Genomic DNA, 8,187 nt, shown 5'->3' on the forward strand with positions numbered 1-8,187 from the left:
CCCCTCGACGATGACGTCGCGGACCGGATCGCACTGGCCGCCGACATCCTCGCCGGACGCCGTTTCGCGGTTCTGACCGGCGCCGGCATCTCCACCGACTCCGGCATCCCCGACTACCGGAGTCCCGGCTCGCCGCCGCGGACGCCCATGACCCTCGAGATGTTCCTCTCGTCGCCGGACTTCCGACGCCACTACTGGGCACGCAACCACCTCGGCTGGCGGCACATGGACGCCGCGGTCCCCAACAGAGCCCATCTGGCGCTCACCGAACTCCAGCAGCGCGGGTGGATGTCGCGGGTGCTCACCCAGAACGTCGACATGCTGCACACCAAGGCCGGCACCCGCGGGGTCATCGAACTCCACGGATGCTACGGCCGTGTCCGCTGTGTGAACTGCGACTGGCGTATCTCCCGTCACCGGCTCGCCGGACAACTCGAAGAGATCAACACCGAGTTCGCGCGTCGGGTCAGCGGCCGCGGTGCCATCGAAGTCGCGCCGGACGCCGACGCCACCCTGTCCGACACGTCCGACTTCATGATGATCGACTGCCCGAACTGCGGCGGCATCCTGAAGCCCGACATCGTCTACTTCGGCGAGACGGTCACGAAAGACGTTGTGGACGAGGCGTATTCGGTGGTCGACGAGGCCGACGCCCTGCTTGTCGTCGGGTCGTCGCTCACCGTCATGTCCGGCCTGCGATTCGCGCGGCGCGCGCACCGCGCCGGCAAGCCGCTGATCATCGTGAACCGCGGGGTCACCCGTGCCGACGAGATCGCGACCTTGAAGATCGATCACGAGGCCGGTTTCGTGCTCCCGGCGCTGGCGACGTTCTGACCTCTGGTCAGCGGCCCACGACCACCAGATCGTCGGCGTGCACCACCGGACGCTGTAGTTCAGGTGGGAGGTCGCCGGTGGAGCGGCCGACCATCGACGCGATGTCGTCGACGCCGTAGGCCGCGACTCCCCTGGCCCGCACCGTGTCGTACTGGTCGACGAGTTCGACGACGTCGCCCTCGTAGAACCTGCCGGTGACCCCGACGATCCCCGCGGCGAGCAGTGAACGCCGCCTGCGCGACACCGCGTCCACGGCGCCGTCGTCGAGCACGATCCGACCCCGCGCGTCGGCGGCGTGACGCACCCAGAACCGACGCGCGGACAGCCGCTCGGGCCGGGCGGCGAACACCGTGCCCACCGAGGCGTCGGCCAGCGCCTGCGCCGCCGACGAGGCGGCCGCCAGCAATACGGGCACGCCGGCATCCGCCGACAAGCGGGCCGCGGCCAGCTTGGAGGCCATGCCACCCGTACCCAGCGCGCCGCCGGAGCCGGCGATCACCCCGTCGAGATCCTCGGGGCCGTTGACCTCGGGTATCAACCGGGCGCGACGGCCGTCGACGTCGACCCGGCGCGGATCACCGTCGTAGAGGCCGTCGACGTCGGAGAGCAGGATGAGCGCATCGGCACCCGACAGGTGGGCGACGAGCGCGGCCAGCCGGTCGTTGTCCCCGAAACGGATCTCGTTGGTGGCCACGGTGTCGTTCTCGTTCACCACCGCCACGGCGCCGAGTGAACGCAGACGGTCAAGTGTCCGTTGGGCATTCGCGTGGTGACTACGGTTGGAGATGTCGTCGGCGGTGAGCAGGACCTGACCCACCGTGCGGCCGTAGCGCGCGAACGACGTACCCCACGCATGCGCGAGGGCCAGCTGCCCGACGCTTGCCGCCGCCTGCTTGGTGGCGAGATCCGTGGGCCGTTTCTTGAGTCCGAGCGGGGCGATCCCGGCCCCGATGGCCCCCGAGGACACGACGATGACATCCGAGCCGGCCCGCATCCGGGCCTCGAGCGCGTCGGCCAGTGCGTCGAGGCGGTTGCGGTCGAGTCCCTCGGTGAGGTCGGTGAGTGCCGACGAGCCGATCTTCACGACCACGCTGCGCGCGTGCGCGATCCGGTCGCGTACCGACCCCTCGTGAACGCGGTCGGCGGAACCGGTGCTCACGGGAGGTCCCGCTCCCCGCCGTCCTCGTCCGGCAGCCCGCGCCGCAGGCGACGCGCCTGTTTGCGTTCGGCGGCGCCGACGCGATCGGAACGATCGAGCCGGATGTCGGTGCCGCGCCCGGTGACTGGGACGTCGTCGCCCATCGGCGTGGACGGTTCCCAGTCGAACGTGACCGCACCGATGGTGACGGGCGCACCCGGTTGTGCACCCCGCTTCACCAGTTCGTCTTCGACGCCGAGCCGGTTGAGCCGATCGGCGAGGTAGCCGACGGCCTCGTCGTTGTCGAACTGCGTCTGCGCGATCCACCGCTCCGGGCGCGAACCCCGGACGATGAAGCCGCCCTCGTTGTCCGGGTCGGTCTCGATCGTGAAGCCGGTGTCGTCGACGGCCTTGGGGCGGATGATCGCGCGCCGGGCGACCTTGGCGGGCTGGGCATCTCGGTATTCGCGCACCATCCGCGCCAGTGCGAAGGTGAGCTCGCGCAGACCTTCGTGGGCGACCGCCGAGATCCGGAACACCGGCCAACCACGTTCGGCCAGTTCGGGTTCGACGAGGTCGGCGAGCTCGGCGGCGTCGGGTACGTCCAGCTTGTTGAGGATCACCACGCGGGGGCGGGAGGCGAGGTCGCCGAGTCCGTGGTCGTCGTCGAGTGCCGGGACGTACGCGGCCAGCTCGGCTTCGAGCGCATCGATGTCGGAGATCGGGTCGCGCCCGGGTTCCAGTGTGGCGCAGTCGACGACATGCGCGAGCACCGCGCAGCGCTCGAGGTGGCGGAGGAACTCGAGGCCGAGCCCGCGGCCGGTCGAGGCGCCCGGGATCAAACCGGGGACGTCGGCGATGGTGAACACGTCGCCCGCGGTCTGCACGACCCCGAGGTTCGGGACCAGCGTGGTGAACGGGTAGTCCGCGATCTTCGGCTTGGCGGCCGAGAGCACCGACACCAGCGACGACTTGCCGGCCGACGGGAAACCGACGAGCCCGACGTCGGCGACCGACTTGAGTTCCAGGACCAGCGAACGCTGCTGCCCCTCTTCGCCCAGCAGGGCGAAGCCGGGGGCCTTGCGCGCCTTCGACGCGAGCGCCGCGTTCCCCAGCCCGCCGCGGCCCCCCTGCGCGGCCTCGAAGACCGTCCCCTCGCCGACCAGATCGGCGAGGATCGTGCCGCGCTCGTCGAGGACGACCGTGCCGTCGGGAACCTTGAGGACGAGGTCGCCGCCGGTGGCGCCGTCGCGGTTGTCTCCGGCCCCGGGCTTGCCGTTGGAGGCCTTCGCGTGCGGGTGGAAGTGGAAGTCGAGGAGCGTGTGCACCTGGGGGTCGACGACGAGCCGCACGGACCCGCCGTTGCCGCCGTTTCCGCCGTCGGGTCCGCCGAGAGGCTTGAACTTCTCGCGATGGACCGACGCGCAGCCGTGGCCGCCGTTCCCCGCGGCGACGTGGATGGTCACGCGGTCGACGAACCGAGACATCGAAATCCTTCTTCCGTCAAAAAAGAACAGGGCGGGCGGGGTACGCGATGACCCTGCCCGCCCTGTGTAAGAGCTTGTCGTGCCGGTTGCTCAGGTCAGACCGAAGCGGTTTCCGGGACGATGTTGACCGTCTTGCGGCCACGCTTGGAGCCGAACTCCACCGCGCCCGCGGCGAGCGCGAACAGGGTGTCGTCGCCACCGCGACCGACGTTGACGCCGGGATGGAACTTGGTGCCGCGCTGGCGGACCAGGATCTCACCTGCGCTCACCTGCTGGCCGCCGAAGCGCTTCACGCCGAGTCGCTGGGCGTTGGAATCGCGACCGTTGCGCGAGCTGGACGCGCCCTTCTTGTGTGCCATGTGTCAGTCCTCCTGAGGTCTTCTCGAAGCGGGTCGAACTACTTGATGCCGGTGACCTTGAGGACCGTCAGCTTCTGACGGTGACCCTGGCGCTTGTGGTAGCCGGTCTTGTTCTTGAACTTGTGGATGCGGATCTTGGGGCCCTTGACGTGGTCGACGACCTCGCCGGTGACCGAGATCTTGGCCAGCTTGTCGGCATCGGTGGTCAGGTTCGACCCGTCGACGACCAACGCGACCGGCAGGCTCACCGTGCTGCCGATCTCTCCGTCGATCTTCTCGACCTTCACAGTGTCGCCTTCAGCGACCTTGTACTGCTTACCGCCGGTCTTGACGATCGCGTACGTTGCCATCGAAGTATTCCTCTTACTCGTCTACTCGGACCCTGGGGGCGCGAGCGCTCCTGGGGCGTTTGTGTTGTGCGTGCCGGGGCGGGCCGCAGGGCACCCGGGCATGTGGCCGGGGAAGCTGCGGTTCGCACCAGAGGGCCTGCCGACGGACTACGCACCGTTGCTGTGCCGAAGCGGGCAGAACAGCGCAGACCCTCCGCGGGAGGCGACTTTCCAAGGTTACGGGAACGTCGGCGGTCGGGTCAAACTAGCCCGACCCGGGTCCGACGCGGCCCGGTCACCCGGATCAGTCGTCGGCCGGTGGCGGTCCCGCGGGACGGCCCGCGCTGCGCTTGCGCGGCCGGCGCCGTACCGCGACCGCCGCCTCCGAGTTCCCGGTGGAGACCGGACCCGAGGTCGTCACCGGCGTCTCCGCAGCGACATCCGCCGCGGTCATCACCACGGTGTCCGGCGGTGTGGTCGTCTGCGCCGGACGCCGGACGACCCGTCGACGACGCCGTGCGGCCGCCGGAGCCTGTCCGTCGGTGGCCGAGCCGGCCGGCTCTGGCTCCGTCTCGACCGCCGCAGGTTCGGACTCAGCCGATTCCGTCCCAGCCGAATCCATCTCAGCCGGTTCCGTCGCCACCGGATACGGCAGGGTCTCGGTCGGCTCGGCAACAGCGGTGTCCACCCGGCTGTCGGCCGTCTGCTGCGGCGACGACGCCTCGACGACGGGCTTCGGCGCGTCCTCGGCCCGACTCGTGGTGTCACCGTCGGTGGTCGCGCCGGACTCCTGGTCGTGTTCGTCGTCGTGCGCGTGCGCCGCCATCGCCCGGAACATCGGGTGTTCGGCCGGCTTGTGAGCGGGCGCGACGGCCGGGGCGACTGCCTCCGGTTGCGCGTCGGCCTTCTTCTTGCCTCGACGGGACCGCTTCGAACCGGCACCGTCGCCACGCGAAGAGTCGTCGGTCTTCACCTCGACGGGATTCGCGTGCACGATGATGCCTCGACCGCTGCAGGCGGTGCAGGTGGTCGAGAACGCTTCCAGCAGACCGGTTCCCAGACGTTTACGTGTCATCTGGACGAGGCCCAGCGAGGTCACCTCGGACACCTGGTGACGGGTGCGATCACGAGCGAGCGCCTCGGTGAGCCTGCGGAGCACCAGATCCCGGTTCGACTCGAGGACCATGTCGATGAAGTCGACGATGATCATCCCGCCGATGTCGCGCAACCGCATCTGCCGCACGATCTCCTCGGCGGCTTCGAGGTTGTTGCGCGTCACCGTCTCCTCGAGGTTGCCCCCCGAGCCGGTGAACTTGCCGGTGTTGACGTCGACGACGGTCATCGCCTCGGTGTGCTCGATGATCAGCGTGCCGCCGGAGGGCAGCCACACCTTGCGGTCGAGCGCCTTCGCGAGCTGCTCGTCGATGCGGTGCACGACGAACGAATCCGGCGCGTCGGCGTGCGGCTTGTCGAATTTCTCGACCCGCTCCATGAGATCCGAGGCCACCGAGCTGACGTAACCCTCGACCAGGTTCCAGGCCTTGTCACCTTCGACGACGAGCTTCTTGAAGTCCTCGTTGAACAGGTCACGGACGACGCGCACCAGGAGGTCGGGCTCCTCGTACAGCGGCTTCGGGCTCGACGACCCGCCCTTCTTGGCCTGGGCCACCGCCTCGTCGATGGACTTCCACTGCGACTCGAGGCGGGCGATGTCGGCACCGAGTTCCTCGGCGCTGACTCCCTCCGACGCGGTGCGGATGATGACCCCGGCCTCGTCGGGGACGAGCTTCGCCAGGATCTGCTTGAGACGTTTGCGCTCGACGTCGGGCAGCTTGCGGCTGATCCCGGTCGACGAACCGCCGGGCACGTACACCAGGTAGCGGCCGGCGAGGGAGATCTGCGTGGTCAGACGGGCGCCCTTGTGACCCACCGGGTCCTTGCTGACCTGGACGAGCACGTTGTCGCCGGGCTTGAGCGCCTGCTCGATCTTGCGCGAACCGCCGTCGAGTCCGGCAGCGTCCCAGTTGACCTCACCGGCGTAGAGCACGCCGTTGCGTCCGCGACCGATGTCGACGAATGCGGCTTCCATACCCGGAAGGACGTTCTGGACGCGTCCGAGGTAGATGTTGCCGACCATCGACGACGACGTCGCGGTCGTCACGAAATGCTCGACGAGGACACCGTCCTCGAGGACCGCGACCTGCGTGTAGTCCTCGACCGCGGCGTGCTCGTGCCCGTCGTTGCCGGAGATGCGGCTGTTCGCGCTGCGCTCTCGGACGACCATGACGCGGTCGACCGCCTCACGGCGTGCCAGGAACTCCGACTCGGTCAGGATCGGCGGACGACGCCGGCCGGCATCGCGCCCGTCGCGCCGGCGCTGACGCTTGGCTTCGAGTCGGGTCGACCCCGAGATGCCCTGCACCTCGTCGCGGGCGCGCTTGCTGCGCGGCTCGCGCTCGTGCACCACCGTGTTCGGCGGATCGTCGGGAGACGCCTCATCGGGTTCGCCGCCACCTTTGCGACGGCGACGGCGACGGCGGCGGCGAGTCGACGAGGAGTCACCGGAGTCGTCGTCATCGGATGCGTCTTCGGCGTCGGCGGAGTCGGCATCGTCACCGGACTCGTCGGCGCGGTCGCCCGTGGCGCCGGACGCCTCGGAGTCCTCCGCCTTGTCCGCACCCGAACGACGGCTGCGGCGGCGGGTGCGTTTGCCCGACGGACGGCCCTCCTCCGAGCGCGAGTCCTCGGCCGACTCGTCGGACGTGGTGTCCTCCGAGTCCGTGTCGGCATCGGTTGCCCCGTCACCGGTCGACTCGTCGGCATCGGACGCCTCGGCGTCGGACTCATCCGTGTCCGAATCAGAGTCGCCCCCCTGGTCTCCCCTACCGCGCCCGCGTCCACGACGTCCGCGTCGACGCCGGCGACTCCGGCCCGACCCGGAATCATCAGCGTTGGAATCATCGGCGTTGGAATCATCGGCGTCGTCGGCGCCGGATTCGTCCGGGGTCGAGACGTCGGCGTCCCGGTCGGCCGCAGTCGAATCATCGGCTCTCGACCTGTCCGAGCGGGCGGGCGCGTCCGCTGATGTCGAGGTCGAGGTCTCGGCAGCGACGGACTCGTCTGCCGGGGTGTCCGCCGACTCGTCCTTCGCGCCCGTCTCAGCGCGGGTCTTCGCACGACCCGAGCGGGCGGCGCGGGGCTTGTCGGCCGGGGCCTGAGGCTGCAGGAACAGCGGCTGCGCGCCGGTCGAGGCGTCGGTCTCCGCGGCCGGGGTCGCCACCGGTGCGTCGTACTGGGCGGCCGAGAACAACGTCGGGGCTGCGGTCGGTGCCGCGGGCGAGTCGTCGGCGGTGGTCTGTGCAGCATCCTCGGTCGATGCGACTTCGGCCGTCGGTGCGTCGTCGGCGGGCGCCGCTTCGGCGGACACCGCCTCGGTTGGTGCGGCTTCGACCGATGCCGCCTCGGCCTGTGCCGCGTCCGTCGGCGGGGTGTCGGCAGGGGCCTCGGCCGGCGTCGTGTCGGCAGCGGCGTCAGGCAGAGCCGCGTCGCCGGCCGGGGCGGCCTGCGGCGGCGTCTCGCCGGTCTCGTCGACGCCGGAGCGCACCCGTTCGGCCACGGCTTTCGCCAGGTCACGATCGACGCTGGATTGCGGGCTGCGGGTCTGCACGCCGAGATTCGCCAGGTGAGCCAGAACCTGTCGACTCGTGAGGCCCAGGAAGCGGGCCAGGGCGTGCACACGAAGTTTGCTGGGAAATTCTTCCGCCGATTCCGACGCTGCGTTCGCGTCAGCCGGCGACCCGTTGTCGGTCACTCAGTCTCCTCGAACCCCCGGGCGCGTCGGGCTGACGCGGCCACGCGAGGGTCTGCTCTGTGTCCCGGTCCTCGTCGGACCGGTGTTGTGTGGTCTGCGCGTCGTCGCGGCGGTCCGTCTCACGGGTCGTCTGACGACGCTCTTGCTGTGTCGATGACCGCGTCCCTGATCGCTTTCCACGCCACCGGGCACAGGCGGAACCTGAGTGTTCGCCCGCTGGCAGCAGGGC

At 69.9% G+C, this 8,187-nt stretch carries 6 protein-coding genes; 1 reads left to right on the top strand and 5 read right to left on the bottom strand.

Annotated features, from left to right (window positions below):
- A partial coding sequence (locus M4D77_RS23010; protein WP_259937571.1) for a Sir2 family NAD-dependent protein deacetylase occupies positions 1-834 on the top strand: 834 nt, incomplete at its 5' end.
- Positions 835-841: 7 nt separating this feature from the next.
- Here M4D77_RS23010 and proB read toward each other — a convergent pair.
- The 5 genes from proB to M4D77_RS23035 form a co-directional block, all read right to left on the bottom strand.
- Positions 842-1,993: a glutamate 5-kinase gene (gene proB, locus M4D77_RS23015; RefSeq protein WP_068972578.1), complete on the bottom strand. Its 1,152-nt coding sequence runs from the start codon at positions 1,991-1,993 to the stop codon at positions 842-844.
- Positions 1,990-3,459 (bottom strand): GTPase ObgE, encoded by a 1,470-nt coding sequence (gene obgE / locus M4D77_RS23020; RefSeq protein WP_068972579.1) that lies wholly within the window; start codon positions 3,457-3,459, stop codon positions 1,990-1,992. Before obgE ends, proB begins: the two co-directional genes overlap by 4 nt.
- Positions 3,460-3,554: 95 nt before the next feature.
- Positions 3,555-3,818: a 50S ribosomal protein L27 gene (gene rpmA / locus M4D77_RS23025; protein ID WP_004019626.1), complete on the bottom strand. Its 264-nt coding sequence runs from the start codon at positions 3,816-3,818 to the stop codon at positions 3,555-3,557.
- A gap of 38 nt (positions 3,819-3,856) precedes the next feature.
- A complete protein-coding gene (rplU, locus tag M4D77_RS23030) occupies positions 3,857-4,168 on the bottom strand; it encodes a 50S ribosomal protein L21 (RefSeq protein WP_004019625.1) in 312 nt (103 codons plus the stop codon).
- Between the two features lie 283 nt (positions 4,169-4,451).
- The gene (locus M4D77_RS23035) at positions 4,452-7,958 is read right to left on the bottom strand and encodes a translation initiation factor IF-2 N-terminal domain-containing protein (RefSeq protein ID WP_259937575.1); all 3,507 of its coding nucleotides are present in this window, start codon (positions 7,956-7,958) and stop codon (positions 4,452-4,454) included.
- Between the last annotated feature and the right edge of the window lie 229 nt (positions 7,959-8,187).

The sequence above is a fragment of the Gordonia sp. p3-SID1431 genome (assembly GCF_025143765.1).
GTDB classification, from domain to species: domain Bacteria; phylum Actinomycetota; class Actinomycetes; order Mycobacteriales; family Mycobacteriaceae; genus Gordonia; species Gordonia hongkongensis.

Coding starts and splice junctions, on each gene's coding strand:
- obgE (WP_068972579.1), bottom strand. CDS start 3,459: ATGTCTCGGTTCGTCGACCGCGTGACCATCCACGTCGCCGCGGGGAAC.
- rpmA (WP_004019626.1), bottom strand. CDS start 3,818: ATGGCACACAAGAAGGGCGCGTCCAGCTCGCGCAACGGTCGCGATTCC.
- rplU (WP_004019625.1), bottom strand. CDS start 4,168: ATGGCAACGTACGCGATCGTCAAGACCGGCGGTAAGCAGTACAAGGTC.